Origin of the sequence: Collinsella sp. AF19-1LB, from assembly GCF_003459655.1 — a bacterium.
Lineage (GTDB): Bacteria > Actinomycetota > Coriobacteriia > Coriobacteriales > Coriobacteriaceae > Collinsella.
In genome coordinates, this window is record NZ_QRWO01000001.1 from 1 (window position 1) to 22,811 (window position 22,811).

21 protein-coding genes, 4 tRNA genes and 1 pseudogene are annotated in these 22,811 nt (G+C 61.5%); 3 read left to right on the top strand and 23 right to left on the bottom strand.

What is annotated here, in order from left to right:
* Nucleotides 1–78 precede the first annotated feature (78 nt).
* The gene (locus DWX39_RS00005; RefSeq protein WP_147336352.1) at nt 79–1,026 is read right to left on the bottom strand and encodes a DUF6273 domain-containing protein; all 948 of its coding nucleotides are present in this window, start codon (nt 1,024–1,026) and stop codon (nt 79–81) included.
* A gap of 162 nt (nt 1,027–1,188) precedes the next feature.
* Between DWX39_RS00005 and DWX39_RS11290 the strand changes: the two genes are divergently transcribed.
* Complete coding sequence (locus DWX39_RS11290; protein WP_117758049.1) at nt 1,189–1,521, top strand: DNA adenine methylase; 333 nt, start codon at nt 1,189–1,191, stop codon at nt 1,519–1,521.
* A 46-nt stretch (nt 1,522–1,567) separates the two neighbouring features.
* Nucleotides 1,568–2,056 (top strand): annotated as a pseudogene (locus DWX39_RS11295) (DNA adenine methylase); the annotation flags it as partial.
* Nucleotides 2,057–2,577: 521 nt separating this feature from the next.
* Here DWX39_RS11295 and DWX39_RS00020 read toward each other — a convergent pair.
* From DWX39_RS00020 to DWX39_RS00115, 20 genes are all read right to left on the bottom strand, one after another.
* Nucleotides 2,578–2,654 (bottom strand) — tRNA-Pro (locus DWX39_RS00020).
* Nucleotides 2,655–2,734: 80 nt separating this feature from the next.
* Entirely contained in the window at nt 2,735–3,949 is a 1,215-nt protein-coding gene (gene coaBC, locus DWX39_RS00025) for a bifunctional phosphopantothenoylcysteine decarboxylase/phosphopantothenate--cysteine ligase CoaBC (protein ID WP_233508827.1), read from the bottom strand.
* A gap of 2 nt (nt 3,950–3,951) precedes the next feature.
* Nucleotides 3,952–4,671: a zinc ribbon domain-containing protein gene (locus tag DWX39_RS00030; protein WP_117758051.1), complete on the bottom strand. Its 720-nt coding sequence runs from the start codon at nt 4,669–4,671 to the stop codon at nt 3,952–3,954.
* A complete protein-coding gene (locus DWX39_RS00035) occupies nt 4,668–5,477 on the bottom strand; it encodes a Nif3-like dinuclear metal center hexameric protein (protein ID WP_117758052.1) in 810 nt (269 codons plus the stop codon). Before DWX39_RS00035 ends, DWX39_RS00030 begins: the two co-directional genes overlap by 4 nt.
* The gene (locus DWX39_RS00040) at nt 5,474–6,652 is read right to left on the bottom strand and encodes a cysteine desulfurase family protein (protein WP_117758053.1); all 1,179 of its coding nucleotides are present in this window, start codon (nt 6,650–6,652) and stop codon (nt 5,474–5,476) included. Before DWX39_RS00040 ends, DWX39_RS00035 begins: the two co-directional genes overlap by 4 nt.
* A 6-nt stretch (nt 6,653–6,658) precedes the next feature.
* Nucleotides 6,659–7,330 (bottom strand): ribulose-phosphate 3-epimerase, encoded by a 672-nt coding sequence (gene rpe / locus DWX39_RS00045; protein WP_117758054.1) that lies wholly within the window; start codon nt 7,328–7,330, stop codon nt 6,659–6,661.
* An 18-nt stretch (nt 7,331–7,348) separates the two neighbouring features.
* Entirely contained in the window at nt 7,349–8,356 is a 1,008-nt protein-coding gene (locus tag DWX39_RS00050; RefSeq protein ID WP_117758055.1) for an NAD(P)H-dependent glycerol-3-phosphate dehydrogenase, read from the bottom strand.
* Nucleotides 8,357–8,365: 9 nt separating this feature from the next.
* Nucleotides 8,366–9,049, bottom strand: a complete 684-nt coding sequence (plsY, locus tag DWX39_RS00055; RefSeq protein WP_117758056.1) for a glycerol-3-phosphate 1-O-acyltransferase PlsY — start codon at nt 9,047–9,049, stop codon at nt 8,366–8,368.
* A complete protein-coding gene (gene der, locus DWX39_RS00060; protein WP_117758057.1) occupies nt 9,042–10,376 on the bottom strand; it encodes a ribosome biogenesis GTPase Der in 1,335 nt (444 codons plus the stop codon). Before der ends, plsY begins: the two co-directional genes overlap by 8 nt.
* Before the next feature lie 10 nt (nt 10,377–10,386).
* Nucleotides 10,387–11,829, bottom strand: coding sequence for a DUF512 domain-containing protein (locus tag DWX39_RS00065; protein WP_117758058.1), 1,443 nt, complete (start codon nt 11,827–11,829; stop codon nt 10,387–10,389).
* 2 nt (nt 11,830–11,831) lie between these two features.
* Entirely contained in the window at nt 11,832–12,731 is a 900-nt protein-coding gene (locus DWX39_RS00070) for a 4-hydroxy-3-methylbut-2-enyl diphosphate reductase (protein WP_117758059.1), read from the bottom strand.
* 2 nt (nt 12,732–12,733) lie between these two features.
* Nucleotides 12,734–13,462, bottom strand: a complete 729-nt coding sequence (locus tag DWX39_RS00075; RefSeq protein ID WP_117758060.1) for a lysophospholipid acyltransferase family protein — start codon at nt 13,460–13,462, stop codon at nt 12,734–12,736.
* Between the two features lie 3 nt (nt 13,463–13,465).
* Nucleotides 13,466–14,152: a (d)CMP kinase gene (gene cmk, locus DWX39_RS00080; protein WP_117758061.1), complete on the bottom strand. Its 687-nt coding sequence runs from the start codon at nt 14,150–14,152 to the stop codon at nt 13,466–13,468.
* A gap of 66 nt (nt 14,153–14,218) precedes the next feature.
* Complete coding sequence (locus tag DWX39_RS00085; RefSeq protein WP_369832154.1) at nt 14,219–15,184, bottom strand: pseudouridine synthase; 966 nt, start codon at nt 15,182–15,184, stop codon at nt 14,219–14,221.
* Nucleotides 15,171–15,899, bottom strand: a complete 729-nt coding sequence (gene scpB, locus DWX39_RS00090; RefSeq protein ID WP_117758063.1) for an SMC-Scp complex subunit ScpB — start codon at nt 15,897–15,899, stop codon at nt 15,171–15,173. The genes DWX39_RS00085 and scpB overlap by 14 nt, the downstream gene beginning before the upstream one ends.
* Before the next feature lie 11 nt (nt 15,900–15,910).
* Entirely contained in the window at nt 15,911–16,723 is an 813-nt protein-coding gene (locus DWX39_RS00095; protein ID WP_117758064.1) for a ScpA family protein, read from the bottom strand.
* Between the two features lie 84 nt (nt 16,724–16,807).
* Nucleotides 16,808–17,491 carry a site-2 protease family protein gene (locus DWX39_RS00100; RefSeq protein WP_117758065.1) on the bottom strand — a complete coding sequence of 228 codons (684 nt, stop codon included), beginning with the start codon at nt 17,489–17,491 and terminating at the stop codon, nt 16,808–16,810.
* A 9-nt stretch (nt 17,492–17,500) separates the two neighbouring features.
* Nucleotides 17,501–17,797, bottom strand: a complete 297-nt coding sequence (locus DWX39_RS00105) for a hypothetical protein (RefSeq protein ID WP_233508826.1) — start codon at nt 17,795–17,797, stop codon at nt 17,501–17,503.
* Nucleotides 17,784–19,817 carry an ABC-F family ATP-binding cassette domain-containing protein gene (locus tag DWX39_RS00110; RefSeq protein WP_117758066.1) on the bottom strand — a complete coding sequence of 678 codons (2,034 nt, stop codon included), beginning with the start codon at nt 19,815–19,817 and terminating at the stop codon, nt 17,784–17,786. The genes DWX39_RS00105 and DWX39_RS00110 overlap by 14 nt, the downstream gene beginning before the upstream one ends.
* A gap of 75 nt (nt 19,818–19,892) precedes the next feature.
* A tRNA-Ala gene (locus tag DWX39_RS00115) sits at nt 19,893–19,965 on the bottom strand.
* A gap of 621 nt (nt 19,966–20,586) precedes the next feature.
* On the opposite strand from DWX39_RS00115, the gene DWX39_RS00120 reads away from it, so the two are divergent.
* Nucleotides 20,587–20,662, top strand: a tRNA-Ile gene (locus DWX39_RS00120).
* 210 nt (nt 20,663–20,872) lie between these two features.
* Here DWX39_RS00120 and DWX39_RS00125 read toward each other — a convergent pair.
* Nucleotides 20,873–20,945 (bottom strand) — tRNA-Ala (locus DWX39_RS00125).
* A gap of 463 nt (nt 20,946–21,408) precedes the next feature.
* Entirely contained in the window at nt 21,409–22,230 is an 822-nt protein-coding gene (locus DWX39_RS00130; protein ID WP_147336354.1) for a hypothetical protein, read from the bottom strand.
* Nucleotides 22,231–22,811 lie beyond the last annotated feature (581 nt).

Genomic DNA, 22,811 nt, shown 5'->3' on the forward strand with positions numbered 1-22,811 from the left:
TCACCTATATGTCAATTATGGTCTAACAGAGCCAATAGAAAAGCCCGCACAGGCTACGCGGGCTTTTCACTAGACGGGCTAGAAACAGAAAGCGGGAAACAAGTGGAAGGCGTTCGCCGAGCCGTAGTAGCTGATCAAGGTGCCGCTATCGAGGACATAATAGAAGCTCGTGGATTTGTTCGGGTCAACAGAACGAGTCCAGTGATACTCGCTCGACGATGAAGCCTCGTAATGGTTCGACGTCGTCACGCGCTTGGATTTGTAGTACTCGTACTGGCTGCCATCGGACTGGAGGTCACCATAGATTTCCGCCGTCGAGAGCAGGAAGACCTTGTCGGTCGTGGCCGAGGGGGTGCCGGCGCTGCCGCCGCCCTTGTTATCGGTCATCTTCGTGACGGACTTCACCTTGGACTGGAGCTCGGAGGGCAAAAGCGCCCAGAGGTCGCCGGAGCTGAGGCGGCCGCGGAGCTCCGACTTCTCCCATCCGCCGGCGTTGGTAAGCTCGGCGTTCATACGCTGTCTGCCCATGGCATCGTTTGTCGCCTCGAACGTCAAACCGGCCTTGCCGGAGCCGTCCGCAAGGTCATCGTGGTTGATGCCAACTATACGGTACGCGAGCGTCTGACCGTTCGTCAGCTTGGTAGAGAATATCGTGCCTGCGTCCATGACCGCCTTGGCCTTGGAATACGCAGGCGAGGCCTCTCCCTTGGCGGCGATGTCTTTGGCGACTGCCTCCTGCTCATCCAGCGTCCAGTCCTTCGCGTCCTTGGCGATGGCCGCCTGGACGGTCGCGGAATCGGCCCCGCCGGACGCGCCGCCTCCCTCGGTGCCGCCTGTCGTCCCGCTGTTCACCGTGTTGCCCACCAGGTTGAACTGGTTGCGGATGGCCCCGACCACGCCGGGCCCCGCGAACACAATCACCAGACCGATCACCGCGATGATCAGGACGTACTCGATGATTGACTGTCCTCGGAGGCGGGTATTTCTAGGAGATACCCCCCCCCCGAAGGTTATTTGCCGCTGCATGCATAGGCGACACTCCCTTCGTATGGGGATTGATATTGCATGCAGGAAGTTACTATGGGCCAAACAGATTAGGGCATAACGTGCCGCAGCGGCATTAGTCAACTTTGGTTATCTGAACCGTGGGAAAGTCTCGGGACGTAGTTCCGTTGAGAGGACAATTCCATGGCTCAGTCCGCAGGTGCAGAAAACATGAAGGGCGCCGAGAAGGTCCACGTCCCGCCCATCAAGACACAGGGCATCAAGACGAAGCACGTCCCGTGGATCGCGCGGTGCGCCCCATCCGCTGCCTGGACGGTCTGGGTCGAGCCGTTCATGGGCTCGGGCGTCGTCGGCTTCAACCTCGCCCCGAGGCGGGCACTGTTCTCGGACACGAACGTCCATATCATCAACTTCTATCGGTCCATCCAGGACGGACAGCTCACCGCCGCCGGCTGTAGGAAGTTCCTTGAATCCGAAGGCGCACGCCTGAAATCGAGGGGGGGATTACTACTATGAGGTCCGCGACCGGTTCAACGAATCGCATGACCCATATGATTTCCTCTTCCTCAACCGGTCTTACTTCAACGGACTCATGAGGTTCAACCGCCAGCACCGCTACAACGTCCCATACGGGCATAAGGACGACCGATTCTCCAATGCGTACATAACGAAGATCGTGGACCAATTCGAACACGTACAGGGGAAAATCGCCAAAAGCGATTGGAAGTTCGCGGCCATGCGCTATGAGGATGCGATAGCCGCGGCTCCGAACGGTTCGTTCATCTACTGCGACCCGCCCTACATCGGACTCACAAGCACCTATTACGACTCCTGGGACGAGGAGAAGGAAACGAGGCTGCACGATTCGCTCATGGAAAGCGGCCACAAGTTTTTGGTCTCATCGTGGGGCAGCAGCGACTACCGGAGCAATGGTTTAATCGAGTCGCTCTGGGCGGATTGTCACGTCAGCTCCGCAAATCATGTCTATATCGTCAACGGGAAGCATAGGCCCGTGCTCGAGGTGCTCCTGACGAACTATACGGTGGAGTGAGGGCAGGTCGAAACATACGGATACCGATCAGCCATCCCCTGTCTCGGAGCCTCAGAGGCGATTTGAGGGACTGTTTGCTGTCTGGGGGTGTCCCATTGGGATGTCGGCTTGAAAAGGACCCTATTTAGGGTCCTGCTCGGTCATACCGATATCGGACACGGATGCAATCTGTGCGCCCGCGGCCATCTGCCGATGGCGCACGATTCGCGGGCTGGCTTGCACCGATTTTGGGGGCTTTCGGTTTGTGTCCACGGCGCAAGTAGCCGCAGTAGATTGGCGCAGGCAAATTGATTACGCATAAGTAGACCAGACAGACGAAATAGTTTGCGTATGCGGAATCAATAGATTCCGAAATATGGAATAGAAGTGGAGGGGGGATCCATTAAAATCACGATTCTACAAAACCGCAGGTAGATGGGCATGTCCTTATTAGCTAAAAAACAGCCGTTGATTCTTTTTTGATTACCTTGTTGATTCCTGATAAAAAAGGTCAGGCACTAGGTGCCTGACCTGCAAACTTCTGGTCGGGACGACTGGATTCGAACCAGCGACCCCTTGACCCCCAGTCAAGTGCGCTACCAAGCTGCGCCACGTCCCGAAGCTTTTGTTTGTTGCTCTGCTCTCGCTCGCAACAGGGAGTATATTAACCCGAAACTTTGTCCTTGTGCAAGAACTTTTTTACAAATTTTGAAGCAAGTCCAAAATTGTATCTGCGAGCTGGGGTTTTGTTAGTACGGGTAGTTCTTGCGTACCCGCTATACTCACGATCCAAGCCTTGTTGGTGTCGGTTCCAAAGCCCGAATCGGCGCGTGAGACATCGTTGGCAATAATGGCATCGCAGCCTTTGCGGGTCAATTTGCGCTCGGCGTACTCGACGACGTTATCAGTCTCGGCTGCAAAGCCGATTACGAGGCGATCGCCCTTTTGGCGTGAAAGTTCGGCCAAGATGTCAACGGTCTCGACGAGCTCGATTCGATCCAGGCGCTCGTTGGCCTTTTTGAGCTTATGGTTGGCAGGGGCCGCGGGGGTGTAGTCGGCGACGGCCGCAGCGCAAATGGCAGCGTCGGCCGTCTGGAAGGCGTTTAACGCCGCCTGCAGCATTTCAGCGGCGGTCTGCACGCGCACGCACTCCACGCCGTGGGGAACGTCGAGCGATGTCGGTCCCAGCACGAGCGTGACGGCGGCACCGCGACGTGCGGCCTCCCCCGCCAGGGCGATACCCATCTTGCCCGAAGAACGGTTGCCAATGAATCGCACCGGGTCGATCGGCTCGTGCGTGGGGCCGGCGGTGATGACGATGCGCTTGCCCGTCAGGTCTTGCGGCACGGGATTGAGCACCTCGCAGACGGCCTCGACGATGTCCTCGGGTTCGCTCATGCGGCCCGTGTCCACGTCGCCGCAGGCAAGGTAGCCACTGCCGGGTCCCACCACGTGGACGCCGCGCTCGCACAGCGTGGCCATATTGGCCTGCGTGGCCGACGCCTTCCACATGCCATTGTTCATGGCCGGCGCGATAACGACGGGCCGCGGTGTCGCAAGCAGCGTTGTGGAGATGAGGTCATCGGCGATGCCGTTGGCCATCTTGGCGATGATATTGGCCGTCGCGGGCGCCACGACCACCAAGTCGGGCTCCTGCGCCAGCGAGATATGGTGGATGGGGTCAGAAGGGTCGTCGAATAGCCCAACCGCGACCGGCTCATTGGTGAGCGCGCGGAAGGTGAGCGGCTCCACGAACTCAGTGGCATGCTCGCTCATGACGACCTTGACGTGCGCGCCGCGCTTTTGCAGCAGGCGCACGATATTGCACGACTTATAGGCGGCGATCCCGCCGGTAATGCCCAGCAGGATCGTTTTTCCCTCAAGTTGCATTGAATTGTTGGATGCCGCCGTCATCGCTAGGCTTCCTTGCTCGGGAGCACCAGGAGGCGGTGGCAGTACGGACAGTGCGTAATCTCGCTACCGTCGTGGTTGAGGTCGCTCATGGACGATGCCTGCAGCGCGGTGTGGCAGACCGTGGGGATGTTGCCCTGGATGGTCTCGACGGCCAAGCCGCGGAACTGCTTGAGCAGACGCTCGTAGTCGGTGAGCACGTCGGCCGGCAGCGTGGCGGCAAGAGCGGTGCGCTCCTTAGTGGCGGCTTCGATCTGAGCCTGCAGGTCGGCAGCCTTGGCGCGGGCGGCCTTGGTATCGGCCTTCACGCCCTCCTCGAACTTGGCGATGATGGCCTGCGCGCGGGTCTCGCGGTCGAGCGCCTCTTTGTGGGCGACAACGACATCCTTGCGGGTGTGCTCAATCTTGTCCAGGCGCTTGGCCAGGGTGGCGAGCTCGTTTTCCAGGTCCTGTACCTCGCGGTAGTCGGAGCCGTCAACGTGGCGCTTCTTAGCGGCCTCGATGGCGTTATTGGTCTGGATCTCGGTGGTGTTGAGATCGTCGAGCTCAATATCCAGGTCCTTGCGTTGGGCGTAGAGCTTGGTCATTTCGGCCTTGAGCTTAACGTAGGTCTTGCGCTTGGAAGCGAGCTCCTTGAGCTCCGGCATATTGGCAAGTTCGCTCTTGTTGCGGGCGAGCTCCAAATCGATCTGTTGCAGCTTGAGTAGCGTAGCGCCGGCGCTCATAAGTTCTCTCCTTTTGTCACAGTCCACCATTGGCAAGGGTTCAGTATTTTAATCGCATGACGGGGGTCGACCCCGGCGTCAACTGCAGAGTTCATCAATATATCAACGAACGGCTCCTCGGAGCGGTCGTGGCCGAGCAAGATCACCGGCAGCCCGCGCAAGGCAAGGTCCTGTGCCACGTGGTAGCCCGCCTCGCCCGTCACGATGACATCCGCACCGGCGGCGATGGCAAGCTCGCCAAAGTCACCCAGCGAACCGCCCAAAATTGCGATGGTGCGGCACGGGTGATCGGCCTCGCCCCACACGCGCGGGTCGCTGCCAAACGCCGCTGCGGCGCGTGCGGCAAGGTTGCGCAGGCTGCAGGGGTCGTGGAGGGTCGCGAGTGCGCCCAGTCCGCAGGCCTCGGGGTCGTCCACGTGCTCCAACGAGCTTGCGGGCGCGGCGTCCAAAAGCCTACTTAGGCAGATACGTGCCTCGTGCGAGCGGTCCAGGTTGGTGTGGAGCGAGATAATGCTCACGCCGCAACGGGCTGCCTCGTAGAGCGCCGCGCTGCATTGGGGGCGCGTCGCGCCGGGCGGGCAAAACGCCTCGGGCGCCTTGATATAGATGGGATGATGCGTCAGCAGCACGTTGGCTCCGGCCTCCTGGGCGCGGTGCACATTGGCTTCGGTCGCATCGAGTGCGCAGGCAACACCGGTAATCTCCGCGGCAGGGTCGCCGACGGAGAGTCCTACATGGTCCCAACTCTCGGCATTGGTCTTGGGATAGCGTGCCAGCAGCGCGCGCTCAAGCTCGGCGACGATCATACGGCACCCACGATCGAGAGCAGCGTTTGGGCGAACTCGTCCAGATCGCTCGGATTTACGCGGTCATCAAAGGAAATGCGCAATGCTCCCAATGCCTGCTCGCGACCGATGCCCATCGCGCTCATAACGTGGCTGGGGTCCATACTACCGCTCGAGCATGCCGAGCCTGCCGATACCTCAAAGCCGGCGGCGTCGAGCTTGATGATGAGCTCCTCGGAGTCCATGCCGTCAATGTAGATCGAAACCATACCCGGCAGACGATCGGCCTGCGCGTAGTCGCCCATCGTGGCGTGAATGCGAGGATGGGCCGTAAGCGTGGCATAGAGCTTGTCGGAAAGGGTTTGCAGCGTCGCACGCTCCTGGGCCACATGGGGCGCCAGCGTGCGGGCGGCAGCGGCAAAAGCCAGCTGTGTACGCAGGTCCTGCGTGCCCGCGCGACGTCCGGCTTCCTGTCCACCGCCAAAAATGCGGGGGCGCAGTGGCGTGCGGGTCTTAAGGTAGAGAGCGCCGGAAGCCACGGGGCCGCCGATCTTGTGCGCGGCAACGGTCATAGCGTCGACGCCCAGCTCGGTGACATCGAGCGGAATATGCAAGTAGCCCTGGATGGCATCGGTGTGGAACAGGGCGCCTGCGGTATGCGCGGCCGAGGCAAGCTCGCGGATAGGTTGTACCACGCCGGTCTCGTTGTTGGCGGCCATGATGCTTACGAGCGCCACGTCGTCGCCGAGCAGCTCGATGAGCGCGGCAGGTTCAATGTAGCCCGCACGGCAGGGTTGCACCAGATCGACGGTAAAGCCGGCGGCGCGCAGCAGCGGCAGGTTGTCCAGAATCGAATCGTGCTCGATGGCAGATACGATCACACGGTTACGCTTGCGATCGCGCTGACGAGCGCCCTCGGCAAGACCGAGCAGCGCCAGCTGGTTGGCCTCGGTGCCGCCGTTGGTAAGGATGATCTCGGACGGGCGAACGCGTGCGCCAAAGCTGCGGGCGATCTCGCGACGGGCGACTTCCAGGCGTGCGGCGGCCTTGCGGCCAAGTGAGTGCAGCGAGTTGGGGTTGACGCCGGCGAGCTCGCTATCATCGTACTCACGCTGCGCAAGGAGCGCCTCGGCGCGCATGGGCGTCGAGGCGGCATAGTCAAGATTCACGGGTATGCGGTTTTGACCTGCGGTCATAAGGGTTTATGCCTCCTGTGCGGCCTCATTGCCCAGCTTCTGCAGCAGCGCAACCTCGGCGGCGGGATCTTCGGACTTAAAAACGGCGGAGCCGGCTACGAGCACGTTGGCGCCGGCCTTGACGACCTCGGCGATGTTCTTGGAAGAAATACCGCCATCGACCTCGATCAGGGGCGACACGCTGTGACGCTCACACATGGCCGTAAGCTCGTGCAGCTTAGGCAGCGTGCCCGGGATAAAGCTCTGGCCGCCAAAGCCCGGGTTCACACTCATGAGCAGCACCATATCGACGACGTCGATGATGCTCTCGAGCACGCACACGGGGGTGGCGGGGTTGAGCACCACGCCGGCCTTGACGCCGCGCTGCTGCAGATGGGTGAGCGTGCGGTGCAGGTGCGTGGAAGCCTCGTAGTGCACGGTGATCATGTCGGCACCGGCGTCGGCGTACCAATCGACCGTCTCGTCGGGGTTCGACACCATCAGGTGCGCGTCGACCGGCACGTCGGTGGAGCGCTTGACGGCCTTGAGGATGTCAACGCCAAAGGTGAGGTTGCCGGTAAAGTGGCCGTCCATTACGTCGAAGTGCACGTAGTCGGCACCGGCGATCTTGTCGAGTTCGCCCTTGAGGTTGGCCATGTCGGCCGAGAGGACGGACGGAGCGATTTTAATGGAACCCATGGTAGTAGCCTTTCTGCACTAGTCGGTGAGTCCGTAGAACTCTTGGGAGGGTACGCGGTCGGTAAGAATCTCGAGCGCCCTATCCAACGTAACACCGTTGTAGAGCGTTTGCTCCACGGCAAAGGTGAGCGGAATGTCTACGCCCAGTGAACGGGCAAGCTCACTGACGCTGCGGGCCGCGACGGCGCCCTCGACCACCATATGCGTACGTGCCTGGTACTCGTCGAGCGAGACGCCGTGGGCAAACTCGTAGCCAAAGGTGCGGTTGCGCGAATGCTCGGAGGTGCAGGTGGCAATGAGGTCACCCATGCCAGCAAGACCCATGCAGGTCATGGCTTGACCGCCGCGGGCGTGCACCAGACGGCTGATCTCGGCCAGGCCGCGCGTCATGATAAGGGCAAGCGTGTTGTCGCCCGCACCAGAACCGGCGGAAATGCCGCACACGATGGCGATGACGTTTTTCATGGCGCCGCAAACCTCGACGCCGGTCATGTCCTGCGACAGGTAGATGCGGAAGGCCGTGGATAGGAGCAGGTCCTTAAAGGTCTCCCCTACCTGCGGATCTTTGCTGGCGATGACGGCGGCAGAGAGCCCACCGCGGCAAATCTCCTCGGCATGGTTGGGGCCCGAGAGGGCCGCCACACGCCGCTCGTTGCCGATCTCGCTGGCAATGACCTCGCTCATGAGCAGGCCAGACTCGGGCTCAATGCCCTTGGTGAGGCAGAGCACCGGGGTGTCGGTGGCGATACAAGGTGCCGCCTGATGGCATACGCTGCGCAGGTGCGTGGAGGGCACGGCAAAGATGATGGCCTCGACGCCGTCGAGCGCCTGGGCCAGATCCGTCGTGGCGACGACGTTTTCCGGCAGCACGTAATCCACCAGATACCGGGGGTTGCGATGCTCGCCGTTAATGCCGGCGGCCGTCTGCTCGCTATGGGCCCACATGGTCACGCGCTCGGCTCGCGCGGCGGCAAGGCCGGCGACGGCGGTTCCCCAGGAGCCGGAGCCAATCAGCGCAACATTCATGACTCTCTCCTACTTATCGTCGGGCTCGGTGACGCGCTTGGTAAACGAGAGCTTGGACTCCTTACCAGTCATGAGCTTTTGGATATTCGCGCGATGGGCCCACACCACGGTGATGCCGATCATCGCCATGCAAAACTTAAGTCCCAGGCTGCTGTACGGAAAGACAGCGCAGACGGCGATGGGAAGACCGATGGCCGCGGCAAGCGAGCCCACCGACACAAACTTGGTGATGGCGACGGCCACGATAAACATGCCCAGCAGCGAAAGTCCGATGGGCCAGTACCAGGCGAGGATGACGCCCAAGCCCACGGCGATACCCTTGCCGCCATGGAAGTTGAGGTAGGGCGAGAAGATGTGCCCCCACACCGCAGCCAGGCAAATGACGCCGAGCATCCAGTCGCCGGGGGCTCCAGGCGCCATGATGCTCACAGGGAAGCCATAGCCCACGCCCGCGATAAGCGGACGGGCGATAAGGACGCATATGGCGCCCTTAAGACAGTCGAGCAGCAGCGTGAGCGCAGCCACCTTGGGGCCGGCTACGCGCAGGGCGTTGGTGGTGCCGATGTTGCCGGAACCCGCCTTGCGAATATCGGTGTGGTTAAACACGCGGCCCAGGATCAAGCCAAACGGAATCGCTCCGATAAAGAACGAGACCACGGCGCAGATGGCGGTCAGCAGAATCGGATTATGCATCCTTTTGCTCCTTCTTCCTAAAGAAGAGTCGAATGGGCGTGCCGGAAAAATCGAAAGTCGAGCGCATGCGGTTTTCCACATAGCGCTGGTAGGTGTCGTTGACCAGGTCGCTATGGTTGACGAAGAACGTGAACGTCGGCGGGTTGACGCCCGTCTGGGTCACGTAGTGCATGCGCAGGCGGCGCTTGCCGTCCACCACGGTATGACCGAACTCGCGCAGGTCGGTGAGGAACGTGTTGAGGCGCGAGGTGCTGATCTTCTGCGAGCGCGTCTTTTCGGCGGCGTCGACCATCGCCCAGATCTTCTCGACGCTGCGGCCAGTGAGGGCAGAGATGCGCAGGTACTGGGCCCAGGGAGCCATGACGCCCAGACGGCGGTCGATGGTCTCCATGCAGGCCTCGCGCTTGCGGTCATCGTCGAGCAGGTCCCACTTGTTGAGCAGCACCACGATGGCGCAGCCGCGCTCGATGGCCAAGCCCATGACCTTCTGGTCCTGCTCGGTGACGCCCACGGAGGCGTCGACGACGAGCAGCGCCACGTCGGCGCGGTCGATGGCGCGCAGACCGCGGACCATGGAGTAGTACTCGATGTTCTCGTACACGGTGCTCTTCTTGCGGATGCCCGCGGTATCGACCATGCGGTAGTGCTTGCCGTTGCGCTCGACGACCGTGTCGATGGCATCGCGCGTGGTGCCGGCAATGTTGGACACGATGGAGCGGTCGGCGCCCAGGATGCGGTTGAACAGCGAGGACTTACCGGCATTGGGGCGGCCGATGATGGCCACGTTCAGCGCATCGGGGAACTCGTCGGCGACTTCATCCTCTTCCTCGGGAAGCAGGGCCACGATATCGTCGAGCAGGTCGCCCGTGCCATGACCATGCAGGGCCGAGAGCGGCGTGGGCTCACCGATGCCGAGCGAATAGAACTCCCAGATGCTGTCGTTCTCGCGATCGGGGTTGTCGAGCTTGTTCACCAGCAGAAAGACCGGCTTGTCGCAGCGCTTGAGCATGCGGGCGACAGACTCGTCCTCCTCGGTGACACCGGTGCGGCCGTCGACCACAAACAGGATGACGGCGGCTTCCTCGGCGGCGGCGAGCGCCTGGTCGCGGATGGACGTGGCAAAGACGTCGTCGCTCTTGAGCGGCTCGATACCGCCCGTGTCGACGATGGTGAACTCGCGGCCGTTCCAATCGGCGGTATGGTACGAGCGGTCGCGCGTGACGCCGCGGGACTCGTGGACGATGGCGTCCGAGGTCTGGGCCAGGCGGTTAACGAGCGTGGACTTGCCCACGTTGGGGCGTCCGACGACGGCGACGATAGGTTTCATCTGCTCTCCTTTAATGGGTAGGGTCAGTGGAAGTGTTAGAGTCCGCGGGCACAATGCCAAGGATGTGCTCCAGGGTATCGAGCAGCTCATGCGGCATGGTCGACACCACATGAACCTCGGCGCCGCGACTGGTAAGGCTTGCGAGTAAATCGTCACGATGATACTCGTCAAGCGTCATGCCGTCAGCGTTGAACATGAGCTTAGGCACAAAGAGCATAACCCCCGACAGGTCTTGTGGCAGCTGCTCCAGAATGTCACACGCGACGATGAGGCCGGTCACGTCCACGTTGCCGCCAAAGTAGCGGTTCTTGATGGCCGTGACAGTGCCGCCGAGACCATGCGGCGACTCCACAAAGCGCGCCACGGTGTCGCGCGCGCTGGCGCCGGAGAGGCACAGCAGGTGCTGGCTGCGGGCGGCGATGGCCTCGCGGACGCGGGCCAGTCGCTCGGCATCGGTAGCCAGCACGTCGTCGGTCTCGTCCAGATACGAGCGGATCATGCCGATGCCGTCGTAGTACTGCGGGTAACCGTCGTAAAAGTCCGCCTCGGGAGGATCGATGCCGGCGTCCAGATAGAACTCGTCGCTCATCTGGAAGGTGTGGCGGCCAAAGCGCTCGTAGGCGCGGTCCTGGAACGGTCGGATCATGGCAATGGTCTCGCGCGCTAGCTCGGGCTTGTCGCTGTATGACCAGCTAAAGCGGTTTTGGTGCTTGGTAAAGCCGAGCGGCACGATGCCCAGGCTTGTGATTTGCTCGTGCTCCTCGCAAAAGCGCAGGGTCTTTTCCAGCTCCTCGCCGTCGTTCATGCCGGGGCACAACACGATCTGCGCGTGAATCTCGATGCCGGCGGCCATGATGGCTTCGAGTACGTCCATGCCGCGCTGGGCGTTGCGGCCCATCATGCGGCGGCGGACGTCGGGGCTTACGGCATGGACCGACACGTTCATGGGGCTCATGTTGCGTTGGATGACGTTTTGAACATCTTTGTCGGTGAGGTTCGTGAGCGTGACGAAGTTGCCCTGTAAAAAGCTTAGGCGATAGTCGTCGTCGCGAATATAGAGCGTGGAGCGGCCGCCCTTGGGGAGCATCGTCATAAAGCAGAACACGCAGGCATTGACGCAGGTACGCATGCCGTCGAAGATGGGGCCATCGAACTCCAGACCCCAGTCCTCGCCGGGAAAACGGTCGAGCTCGACGGGGTTGACGGTGTTGTCGCGCGGGTCGAATACCTCCAGCTCGACGGTGTCGTCGTCTGCCTCCCAGAGCCACACGATCATATCGGTCAGCTGCTCGCCGTTGACCGTGAGCACGCGCATGCCCGGCTCGATACCCACATCCCACGCGGGTGATTCGGGACGCACGTTCTTTACGAGCGCGCCCTCACCCGGCTCGGGGTCGCGGCTGCGCCCGTAATCGGCCACCTCGGAGGCGTATGCGGGTACGGTCTGGTCCATGGTTAGCGGCAAAGCTCCTTGATGCGCGTGACGGCGCGTTCGATGTGTTCTTGTGGGGTGGAGGCTCCGGCGGTGATGCCGATGTGGTGAGCGCCGGTAAACCACGCGGTCTGGAGCTCGGAAGCTTCCTCGATGTGATGCGTGCGCTCGCAGGCATCGGCGCAGATCTGTGCCAAGCGGCGGGTGTTGCCCGAGTTCTTGCCGCCCACGACGACCATGCAGTCGCAGCGGTTGGCAAGGGCGGCGGCTGCCTGCTGTCGCTCGCTCGTGGCGGCGCAGATGGTGTTGATCACGCGCAGTTCCTGCACGCGTGGGGTGATGGAGGCCACAACCTCGGCCAGGTTCTGCGCGGTCTGGGTGGTCTGCACAACCAGACCTACCTTGCCCTTGAGCGACAGCTCGTCGGCGTCGGCGGCACAGCTCACGACCTGTGCGTCATCGCCGGCATGGCCCAGGATGCCCTCAACCTCGGGGTGACCCGGCTCACCCACGACGATCACGCGGTAGCCCTCGCGCACCAGGCGCTCGGCCGCCACATGGACCTTCTTCACGTAGGGGCAGGTGGCGTCGACCACGGTAAGGCCGCGCCCGCGAGCGGCATCGATGACCTGCGGCACCACGCCGTGCGCGCGAATGATCACGGTTCCCGATGCGGCGTCGTCCAGGGTCTCTGCCAGACCGATGCCCGCCTCGGCGAGCTCGCGTACCACGATGGGGTTATGGATGAGCGGCCCCAAGGTGTGGACCTGAGCGCTCTCCCCTGCTTGCGGCGCGGCGGCCAGCGCCATATCGAGCGCACGCTGTACGCCATAGCAAGTGCCGGCGTGGGCGGCGATCTCGATGGTAGGCGCGGTTGCCTGGTCGAACGCAGTCGCGGCGGTGTTCGTCACGTTCTCGTTCATGGCTAGAACCTGCCCGGATGCTCGGCGCACAGATCGTCTCGCATGGAGTAGACGCGGTTCATGGCCTCGGACTCAAACCATTCCAGGCGCTCCGTGCGCTTAAGCCCGGCCGGTGCGTCGGAAAGCGAGATGGCCTTGCCGGCGCGGATCCAGCACTTCTTGGGACGCATGAGCTTTTTGCCCGCGGGCGTGATGTCGGACCAACCGCAGATGGCGAGCGGGTTGACGGGCGCCTTGCCCATCTGGGCGATGAGCGCAAAACCGCCGTGGACCTCGGGCTTGATCTCGCGCGAGCGGATGCGCGTGCCCTCGGGGAAGATCAGGACGTCCTCGCCGCGTTGCAGCGCATGCTGGGCGGCGCGCAGGCACTTCATATCGGCAGTACCACGCTCCACGGGGATGCCGCCAACGCGGCTAAAGGCCCAGCGCACAATCTTGCTCTTGGCGAACTCGGACTTAAAGATGGGACGAATGCGGCGCCCCCCAAAGAACAGCGCCGTCTCCACGGCCAAGAGCTCGGCCATCGAGGTATGGTTGCAGATGACCACGCTTCCGCGGCCGTCCTTGCGCTCAAACAGCAGATTGGCATCCTCGACCTTCCAATGCCACATGAGCTTGGAGAAGGCCCAAAGGATGGCCATGACTACGACGACGGTGCCGCGGATGAGCGCTGGGAACTCTGCATAAGGAGCGTTGTAATAATCCTCGGGCGTCTGCTTAAACAGGCGCATGGCCTACCTCCTTTGGTTGATGAGGTCCTCGATGATCGAGACGACCTCGTCGATGGTGTGGGCGGTGGAGTCGACGTGCACGGCGTCCTCGGCGGGAACGAGCGGCGCGACCTCGCGGCTGCTGTCGAGCTTATCGCGCTGTTTGAGGGCGTCGAGGGTCTCGTCGACCTCGGCCTCGAGCTGCTCGGTAGTGAGCGGCTGGGCGTCGTTTTGGTGGCGCTGCAACACGCGGCGACAGGCGCGCTCGCGCGGGTCGGCGGTCAGGAATATCTTGACCTGCGCGTTGGGGAACACGACGGTTCCGATGTCGCGACCTTCGGCGACGATATCGCGGTCCTCGGCGGCGCGGCGCTGGTGGATGAGCATGGCCGCGCGTACGCCCGGGTAGGCCGAGACTTTGGACACGTTGGCGTCGACCTGCGGGGTGCGGATGGCAGCTGAGGCGTCCTGGCCGTCGATGGTCAGGCGCGTGTCCTCGCCGGTGCCGTTGGTAAAGCGAATCTCGATCTGCTCGGCGAGGGCGTCGATGGCCGCCTCGTCGTCCAGATCGATGCCGCGGTCGAGCGCGGCGAAGGTGACGGCGCGATACATGGCGCCTGTGTCGAGCTTATTAAAGCCCAGCTGGCGGGCGATCTCCTTGGCGATGGTGGACTTGCCGGAACCGGCGGGGCCGTCGATGGCGACGATCATGCAATGCTTCCTTTCGATGGTTGACGTGCTGCTATGGTTCGCGGGCGCTGGGGCGCGGCGGGTTGCCTAGCCCGTGTAGCGCTCGCGGTAGGTGTTGCGCTTGGGTGCGGAGCCGTGGCTGCCGTGGTGACGCGTGCGGGCCGCGGGCGTGTCCTGGGGCTTGCCGCCGTTGCGCATGGCGCTCGCCTGCTTGGGCGGGATGCCGCCCGCTTTAAGGATCTGCACCTCGCGGTCGGTGAGCTCGCGCCACGAGCCCTTGGCCACGTCCTTGAGCTCCAGGCCGGCAAAGTTGCAGCGATGCAGACGGATTACAGGATGGTGGATCTTGCTCAGCATGCGCTTGACCTGGTTCTTGCGTCCCTCGCGGATGATGACCTCCACGGCGGTGGTACCGGGCTTTACGCCCTGGGGAGCTACGGCCTCGGCCTCGCGTGCGGTGATGACGCGGCAGATTGCCGGCTGGCACAGGCCGTCGTCGAGCTCGATGCCACGGCGGAGCGGCGTGAGATCGCGGTCTGTCAGCTGCCCGTCCACGAGCGCCTGGTAGGTCTTGTAGACGTGCTTGCTGGGGTGCAGCAGGTCCTGCGACAGGTCGCCGTCGGTGGTAAAGAGCAAAAGGCCCGTGGTATCGCGGTCCAGGCGACCCACCGGGAACAGACCCGGAAATCGGTCGCGGGGAACCAGATCTGCCACGCAGGGGCGCTCCTGCGGATCGCTCATGGTGGTGAGGTAGCCGGTCGGCTTGTAGAGCATCAGGTACACGGCGCCCTGGTTGAGCTTGACAGGCATGCCGTCGACCTCGATATGGTCGCGATCGACGTCGACCTTGGTGCCCAGTTCGGTCGCGACCTGGCCGTTGACGGTCACGCGGCCGGCGGTCATCAGGTCCTCCGAGCCGCGGCGGCTCGCCACGCCCGCGCGAGCCAAAAAGCGCTGTAGGCGCATCGTGTGTGGGTAGACGGGCTGTGCGTCGGTTGCGGGTGCTGCGTTGCCCATGGCACGCGTCTCCCCTACTTCGTTAGTCCTCGTCATGCAAATCCTCCGAGGTCTCGTCGACGGCCAGGGTCTCCAAGTCCTCGACTGCCTCAACATCTTCAACATCGGTATCGAGCAGTTCGCGCTCTTCGTCCAGGTCCTCAGCCTGCTCTTCGAGCGTGGACTGAATACTGCGGCCGCTCAGGCGCTCGCGGATAAACTGACGCGACTGTTCGTCGGGGGCAAACTGCTCCAGGTCGGGCAGGTCGCGGGTGGAGCGCAGACCGAACTTTTCCAAGAAGGCGTTGGTCGTGCCGTAGATGATGGCTTGACCGCGCTGGGGGTCGCGGCCGAGCTCGCGCACCAGACCCTTGTCGACGAGCGACGCGATGACGCCATCGGAGTTGACGCCGCGGATACCCTTGACCACCTCGCGCGTCACAGGCTGGTGGTATGCGATGACGGCCAGGGTTTCGAGCGCCGCTTGCGACAGCTTTTGCGTGTCCCAGCTCAACACATAGGCCTCGACTACGTCGTGATAGGCGGGGTGCGTAAACAGGCGCCAGCCGCCGGCGACCTCGCGCAGCTGAAAGCCGCGGTTGGCCTCCTCGTACTCAACCTTGAGCTCGGCGAGCAGCGACGCGCACTCGCCGGGGGCGATATCCAGCGCGCCTGCCAGCGCGGGCGCGCTCACCGGGTCGCTCGACACCAGCAGAAGCGCCTCGAGGGCGCCTTTGAGGCTGTTTGCCTCCAGCGTGGAAAGGGTTGACATGATTGCGGCTCCTATTCGGTGAGCTCGGGGCCCTCGCCGGGCACGTATGCCTCGGCGCCCTCGACTCGGTTGATGCAGATGGTTCCAAAGATCTCGTCCTGGCTCAGCGTGAGCGAGCCGCGCTTGGCGAGCTCAAGCATAGCTAGGAAGGTGACGACGAGCTGCTCGGTGGTAGCATCGCCGTCCAGTAGCTCGCGGAAGGTGCAGGTTTGGTGCGCCATGGTAAAGCGGTCGACTGAGGCCACGGTCAGGTCGAGCGGCACGCGATGCGGCGCCACGTGCTCGGCTTCCAGCAGGAAGGTCTGGCGCTTGCCATCCAGGTCGGCACAGATAACGGCCAGGCCGCGCAGGGTGATGCCAGCCAGGTAGTCGGGCATAAGGCCTAGGAACTCGGGGTCGGGGCCGGCCACGCGCGGATGCATGCGGCTTTCGGCCTGCATGCGCGCACCGAGGGCCGCAGCCGCGCCCTTAAACTGTTTGTAGGCAATCAGGCGCTGGATCAGGACCTCGCGCAGGGCGTCGCCGTCGAGCGCGCTAAGTTCCTCGAGGTCTTCGTCGAACTCGTCATCGTCGTCATCGGCTTTGCGCGGGGCCTCCTGCGGCACCAGAGAGGCAGCCTTGATGTCCAAAAGGGTTGCCGCGACCAGCAAAAAGTCGCTCGCCACGTCCAAGTCCAGCGCCTCGATGCGCTCGGCCTCGGCAAGGTACTGCTCGGCCACCTCGCTTATGGAGATGGCGCCGATATCTACTTTTTGGCGGGTTACCAGCTGCAGCAGCAGGTCGAACGGTCCGCTGTAGACCTGCGTCGACACGCGATACGACATCTTCGACCTCCTTTGACGGCGCCTTCGCGGCGCGGTTTGGGTGCATGTTACGACCGTTTTGCACGGTCGACCTGTAAGTTTACCTTAGATGCCGGCGATTGCGAAGTTGAGCAGCTGCTCAGCGAGCGGATACACGGTAACGTCGAAATAGCGGCCGATTACGTCGATGCCGGTCCACATGGGCAACAGGTACAGAACCAGGATGAGGATGGGCATAGCGTATTGCTGCAGACGGTAATAGTTGTTGAGTGCCTTGCCCTTGAGGAAGGGCACGATGATCGACGAGCCATCGAGCGGCGGAATCGGGATGAGGTTAAAGAACGCGAGCGATAGGTTGACCACGATAAAGGTGGCGCCGAAGTTCATGATCTGTGACGCCAGGGCAAAGGACATGCCGGTATAGAGGCTGCCATATGCCGCCTGCATGAGGGCGGCAGCGAGGCACGCGAGGGCGATGTTCGATGCGGGGCCGGCAACGCTCACCAGGACCTCGTCGCGCTTGGGGTGCTTGAGGTTGTTGAGGTAGACAGGCACCGGCTTGGCAAAGGCGAACACCGGGCCTCCGGCGGCGAGCATGAGCAGCGGCAGGATGATGGTGCCAAACGGGTCGATGTGGTTGAGTGGGTTGAGCGAGACGCGTCCGCGCGAACGGGCCGTCTTATCGCCGAGTGCCCAGGCCGCGGCGGCGTGCGCGCTCTCGTGGATCACAATGCCCACGATGACGGCGACGGCGCTGGCGAGCAGGTTCATGAGGTAGCTGCTGGACATGGCGCTCCCCTAGCGGACGCTGCGCGAGGCGCGCGTGAGCAGGTAGTCGGCTACAAACAGAATTACGGCAACGATGGCATAATCCAGGCGGAACACGCCGCCAAAAGGCGACGTGATGACGCCGTAGCCGGCGATGGCGCTCGGAAGCGAGCGCGAAAGCTCAACGACAAAACCCACGATCTGCAGCTTGGCGGTGAGGCCGCTAAAGCACAGCAGCACGGTCATCGCGCTCATAAAAATGCCGCAGATGCGACAGGCGATGGCGATGATGCTCATCGCCACGGCGGCGGCCTTACGAGAGTTCACGCGCGATCTCCTCTTCGATCTGAGTGGAAAGCTCCAGCCATTCGTCCTCGAGCTTGGGTAGCTCTTGCTTAAGGCCGTTATATTCCCCCAGCGCGGTGTTGAACTTGTCCTGATCGGCATAAAGCTCTTCGCTTGCCATCAATTCCATAAGCTCGTCATAGCGGGCACGCTTTTTGTCGAGCTCCGTCTCGATCTTCTTGAGCTGGTTACGCACGCCCTTGAGCTTTTTGTTGAGCGCAGCGCGGGCCTGGGCCTCGGCGCGCTTTTGCTCCTTGGTCTTTTTGCCTTCGGCAGGCTTGGAAGCGGTGGCGGGGGTGTCGGGCTGGGCCGCGGTGACCTTAGCGGACTTGGTCGCGGCCGGCGCACTCTCCCCTGCCGCTTCGGCGGCGGCGCGGGCCGCGAGGTCCTCGCGCTTGTAGAGGTAGTAGTCGTAGTCGCCGTCGTAGACCGTGACCTTGCCGTCGCGGATGTCGATCACGCGGTTGGCCACGGCGCGCACCAGGTGCTCGTCGTGGCTGATCAGCACGATGGTGCCGGGGAAGTTTTGCAGGGCGTTCTCGAGCATGTCCACCGAGTCGATGTCCAGGTGGTTGGTGGGCTCGTCCAGGCACAGGAGCGCCTCGGGGGCCACGAGCATCTTTGCCAGGGCCAGACGCGCCTTTTCTCCGCCGGAAAGGACGCGTACCTGCTTTTCGATTGCGTCGTTGTCGCTAAACAGGAAGGCACCCAGCAGGCTGCGCTGCTGCGGCATAGTCCACTTGGGCGTGACGGTGTCGATCTCTTGCAGGACGGTATTGGACTCGGTCATGCCTTCGAGTGCGTGCTGGGCGTAGTAAGCCACGCCCACGTTGGTGCCCAGATCGCGGGTGCCGGTGGTGGGCGCCTCCAGGCCGGCGAGGATCTTCATAAGCGTGGACTTGCCGGCGCCGTTAGGGCCGACGAGCGCCACATGCTCGCCGCGGTAGAGCTTGAGGTCGATATCGCTGTAGATGTGCTTGTCGCCGTAGGACTTGGATACACCCTCGAGGCCCACGACCATGTCACCGGAGCGCGGCGGGTCGGGGAACTTAAAGTCGATGTGCTTGTGGCCCTCGGGCAGGATGACGAGCTCCTTTTTGATCTGCTCGATCTTGCGGATGCGCTCCTGCGCCTGGGCGGCCTTAGTGGGCTTGTAGCGGAACTTGTCGACGAAGACCTGCATATGGGCGATGTCGCGCTCCTGGGCGGCGCGCTTGGCGCGCATCTGCTCCAGGTTGTCCTCGCGCTGCTTGAGGTAGCTGCTGTAGTTGCCGGTGTAGGTGGTCACGCGGCGGTTCTCGAGGGCGGCGACGTGGTCGACGCAGGCGTCCATGAAGGCGCGGTCGTGGCTGACGATGAGGACGGCGCCGTCGTAGTTGGCGATAAAGCCGCGCAGCCACTGGACGCTTTCGAGGTCCAGGTGGTTGGTGGGCTCGTCCAGCAGCAGCAGGTCGGGGTGGCGCAGGAAGAGCTTGGCGAGCGCGATGCGCATCTGCCAGCCGCCCGAGAACTCGGAGCATGGGCGCTCAAAGTCGGTGACCTTAAAGCCCAGGCCGGAAAGGATTTTGCGGGCGTTGCTCTCGAGCTCGTAGCCGCCCAGGTGCTCAAAGCGGTCCTGGACCTGGCCGTACTCGTTAAGGAGTGCGTCGACGTCCTTGCCCTGCTCGGAGAGCTCGGTGATCTGGGCCTGCAGCTCGTTAGCGCGCTCGCCCATGCGGCGGATTTCCTTGGCGGCGGCCATGACCTCGGCAAGGATGGTGGTGTCCTTGTGCTCCAGATTAGTTTCCTGCTCTAGGTAGCCCACCTGGCAGTCCTTGGCGTACTGGACCTGGCCGGCGTCGGGGCTGTCGATGCCCATGATGATTTTGAGCATGGTGGTTTTGCCGGCGCCGTTTGGGCCCACGAGCGCGAAGCGCTCGCCGGGGTTGATCTGGAAGGACGCGCCGCTAAAGAGGACGCGCGCGCCGAAGCTTTTTTCGATCTTGTCGACCAGGAGGATCATGGTGCCGCCTTTGACCTTGTGTGCCTATATGAAAAAAGGCCCCAACTTGCGTTGGAGCCTCATTCAATGCTCGGGTGGAGACGAGGGGGATCGAACCCCTGACCTCTTGACTGCCAGTCAAGCGCTCTCCCAGCTGAGCTACGCCCCCGTGCAAAAAATTACTATACGGGAACTCGGACGGCGATGCAAGGACAATTTTGAAAAAAAACTTTCGCGAGTGCCGGCGCGCTCGGGACCGCGCCAACCCGCGGGGCGCCTGGCCCCCGCACGGCCCGTACGCCGGCCGACTTGGCGCGTGGAACACGACGCACCCCGTTCAACAGGGTTTTCCGTGCGCCTCCAGTCCCATTATCGGGTCCGATTGCGAAGCGCCCCTCCCCAGCGCCCCAGAACCATGCCGGTTTACTACGATAAATCAGAAATGTCCGACCATACACGCCTTTTCGTGCAACTGGCGGGCTACCTACCTGCGGTTTTGCAAACGGAGAACACACGGTGCTCGGGGGGTCGCCGATTCGTCGTAGTAAACCGGCATGGTTTTGAAATGGCATCAGGTTGATTTCACGCAAAAGTGTGTTGGAGCCCTGAATTAAAGGCCTTAACTTATTTAGATCGCTTCTATTCTGCGACGCGCCTAGATTAGCTGTTGTTTAGCATCGGACTTGATCTTGCGTTGTGCGACTTGCTCGTGCATGGTAGTATTTCACAACGTGAAGCGAAGAAATTAGGTCTGAGTTGCCTTTGTTAGAATTGCATTCACCGTTCATAAGGGCTCTTGGCGCAACGGTTAGCGCAGGGGACTCATAATCCCTGGGTTCTGGGTTCGAATCCCGGAGGGCCCACCAGAATCGTTCGAGGCCGGGCATGCTGCCCGGCCTCTTTACATTACGGTGATACTAAATTTTTCCCTACATAGACGTGAAACACTTTTAATCATTCCTCTTTGCAATTTAGGATAGATTTTCGCCAAGCAGCCACTGGGCAAAAGCATATTATTGGCCAATCAAAATGAAAAAAGGCCCCAACTTGCGTTGGAGCCTCATTCAATGCTCGGGTGGAGACGAGGGGGATCGAACCCCTGACCTCTTGACTGCCAGTCAAGCGCTCTCCCAGCTGAGCTACGCCCCCGTGCGTTGAAGTACTATACGGGAACTCCCCCGCCGATGCAAGGACAATTTTGGACAATTTTGCGTCGCGTGGAACGGGCGCGGGGCCGAGAGGACCCACGGTACCCGACATAGTCCGCGGGGCTCGGCATGTCGCCCCAGGTGCCGCCGGCCAGACCAAAGCGATCCGCGGTGCTTCCGGGGACCTGAGCCCTTCCGCACGCCTTCGGACCATTTTCGGAACCGTGCGTAGCTCGCCCAAGCTGGTCGCTTCATAAACGGACCGGTTTACTACGCCGATTCCCGGATTACTGACCTCACGCCTACTTTTGCAAAACGGGCAGGCGATCTACCTGCGGTTTTACGAGCGGCGAATTCGGTGTGCTCAACTACTCCCAATCCAACGTAGTAAACCGGCGTGGTTGTAAAATGGCATTTAATTACTGGCAGCATTTAAAGTATTAAAAATGCTCAGTTGGGCATTATTACTTACCAATATCAAGCCAATTGCACAGAACGTTGGCCCGCAATCTGGTCTCAGCGCATCTCATCGCTTCGGTTTTTGGCTTGTAGCGCAACTCTAATCGCTCACACACACTGTGGATGATGGCATCAAGTTGATCGTGATCATTGAGCATGTCATGGGTTACAAGAAATACGTCGTATCCCATGCTTTGCAATGCTGTCATTCGGGTGGCATCGTGGTCAAGCACGGCGCCCGACCCATGGATAACCTCTCCTTGAAGTTCGATAATCACAGCCTTCATTGTTATTGGATTTACGATGACGATATCGCCGTAACAGATTTTCTGGCCTGCGATTTTCCGAGCTGAATTCGACAGCGGTGTTAAGTCGTTGACGAATATGTTTTTAAACTCCGCTCCGCCGGCACGCCTCGGATGACTTAGCAACATGATTCCAGCAACTTCTAGCGGGGATGCAGCAATACCTATTACCTGCTGTGCGGCTTCGTAGAATTGCTTTCCCCACATCTCGCTTTTAACCTTCGCTGCAAATCTATGCAGTTCTTCTATTTCAATAAGAGGCTTTCTCATCCAGAGCGATGTGCCCTTTCCGCTAGCATTATTTCCGGATCCGTCATCCTGCTGCCCACTTTGATCATTCTCGCTGTCCTTCTGGTGCGCCCGAGCATAGACTCGCTTCCATGGGGCCTCGTCTTGGGTTTCGTCTAGTTCAAACAGACTTTCTATGGTGTACTGCTCCTCATTTGGTTTTGCCTGCTCAAGTGCCATATCGACCGTGGGCGATGGTTTAAAAATCGAGAACCACCCGCAGAACTCGTACATAGCAAGAACTAGATCGCATGAAGACACGCTTCGAGTCATGGTGAATAGCGTATTAAGAGGGTCTGTGACGCTAAAGCCCATACCCGTGTCGATGGAAACCTTCTCTGTATAGGCTATAGGCGCTGTTCCATCGGATGGTCCGTCTTGTCTCGGAATGCAGGTTACTTCGTGTTGATGCTGCTGTGATGACTGGCGTCTTGAGGACGTCGGTCACGAAAGGGGCTTGGGATAGGGCTCGCCAGCCGTCTTCGGCGTTGGGTAAGCGCGGGTAGAGGTCGCGCACCTGCGGTGGGCAGCGCCAGTAGCGGAATGCGGTGTTTGCGCAGACAATTTCGTCCATTTGCGTCCCCCTGATATCGGCCGTAGGCCGTGCGAATTGCGGGCATGGCCGATTATCTACCGGGGCATCATGCGGGTAAGTACCGGAAGCAAACCAAAAGCTTGACGAGTTCTGCCGAAAAACCGTCGTGTGATAGAAATCCGCTGGAAGGCGCTCTGTGCATATGGTCCCTGTCTCCACATTAGAGCTCGGATCACAGGGGGAATTCAATGATAATTCGCATGCGTTTTATACAGAACGG

What these genes read in the sequence shown, in the direction of transcription:
- DWX39_RS00005 (WP_147336352.1), bottom strand. Translation starts at nt 1,026, where the DNA reads ATGCAGCGGCAAATAACCTTCGGGGGGGGGGTATCTCCTAGAAATACC.
- coaBC (WP_233508827.1), bottom strand. Translation starts at nt 3,949, where the DNA reads ATGACGGCGGCATCCAACAATTCAATGCAACTTGAGGGAAAAACGATC.
- DWX39_RS00110 (WP_117758066.1), bottom strand. Translation starts at nt 19,817, where the DNA reads ATGATCCTCCTGGTCGACAAGATCGAAAAAAGCTTCGGCGCGCGCGTC.
- scpB (WP_117758063.1), bottom strand. Translation starts at nt 15,899, where the DNA reads ATGTCAACCCTTTCCACGCTGGAGGCAAACAGCCTCAAAGGCGCCCTC.
- DWX39_RS00065 (WP_117758058.1), bottom strand. Translation starts at nt 11,829, where the DNA reads ATGGACCAGACCGTACCCGCATACGCCTCCGAGGTGGCCGATTACGGG.
- DWX39_RS00035 (WP_117758052.1), bottom strand. Translation starts at nt 5,477, where the DNA reads ATGATCGTCGCCGAGCTTGAGCGCGCGCTGCTGGCACGCTATCCCAAG.
- DWX39_RS00085 (WP_369832154.1), bottom strand. Translation starts at nt 15,184, where the DNA reads ATGACGAGGACTAACGAAGTAGGGGAGACGCGTGCCATGGGCAACGCA.
- plsY (WP_117758056.1), bottom strand. Translation starts at nt 9,049, where the DNA reads ATGCATAATCCGATTCTGCTGACCGCCATCTGCGCCGTGGTCTCGTTC.
- rpe (WP_117758054.1), bottom strand. Translation starts at nt 7,330, where the DNA reads ATGGGTTCCATTAAAATCGCTCCGTCCGTCCTCTCGGCCGACATGGCC.
- DWX39_RS00095 (WP_117758064.1), bottom strand. Translation starts at nt 16,723, where the DNA reads ATGTCGTATCGCGTGTCGACGCAGGTCTACAGCGGACCGTTCGACCTG.
- DWX39_RS00030 (WP_117758051.1), bottom strand. Translation starts at nt 4,671, where the DNA reads ATGAGCGCCGGCGCTACGCTACTCAAGCTGCAACAGATCGATTTGGAG.
- cmk (WP_117758061.1), bottom strand. Translation starts at nt 14,152, where the DNA reads ATGATCGTCGCCATCGACGGCCCCGCCGGTTCCGGCAAGTCCACCATC.
- DWX39_RS11290 (WP_117758049.1), top strand. Translation starts at nt 1,189, where the DNA reads ATGGCTCAGTCCGCAGGTGCAGAAAACATGAAGGGCGCCGAGAAGGTC.
- DWX39_RS00100 (WP_117758065.1), bottom strand. Translation starts at nt 17,491, where the DNA reads ATGTCCAGCAGCTACCTCATGAACCTGCTCGCCAGCGCCGTCGCCGTC.
- DWX39_RS00130 (WP_147336354.1), bottom strand. Translation starts at nt 22,230, where the DNA reads ATGTACGAGTTCTGCGGGTGGTTCTCGATTTTTAAACCATCGCCCACG.
- DWX39_RS00040 (WP_117758053.1), bottom strand. Translation starts at nt 6,652, where the DNA reads ATGACCGCAGGTCAAAACCGCATACCCGTGAATCTTGACTATGCCGCC.
- DWX39_RS00075 (WP_117758060.1), bottom strand. Translation starts at nt 13,462, where the DNA reads ATGCGCCTGTTTAAGCAGACGCCCGAGGATTATTACAACGCTCCTTAT.
- der (WP_117758057.1), bottom strand. Translation starts at nt 10,376, where the DNA reads ATGAAACCTATCGTCGCCGTCGTCGGACGCCCCAACGTGGGCAAGTCC.
- DWX39_RS00050 (WP_117758055.1), bottom strand. Translation starts at nt 8,356, where the DNA reads ATGAATGTTGCGCTGATTGGCTCCGGCTCCTGGGGAACCGCCGTCGCC.
- DWX39_RS00070 (WP_117758059.1), bottom strand. Translation starts at nt 12,731, where the DNA reads ATGAACGAGAACGTGACGAACACCGCCGCGACTGCGTTCGACCAGGCA.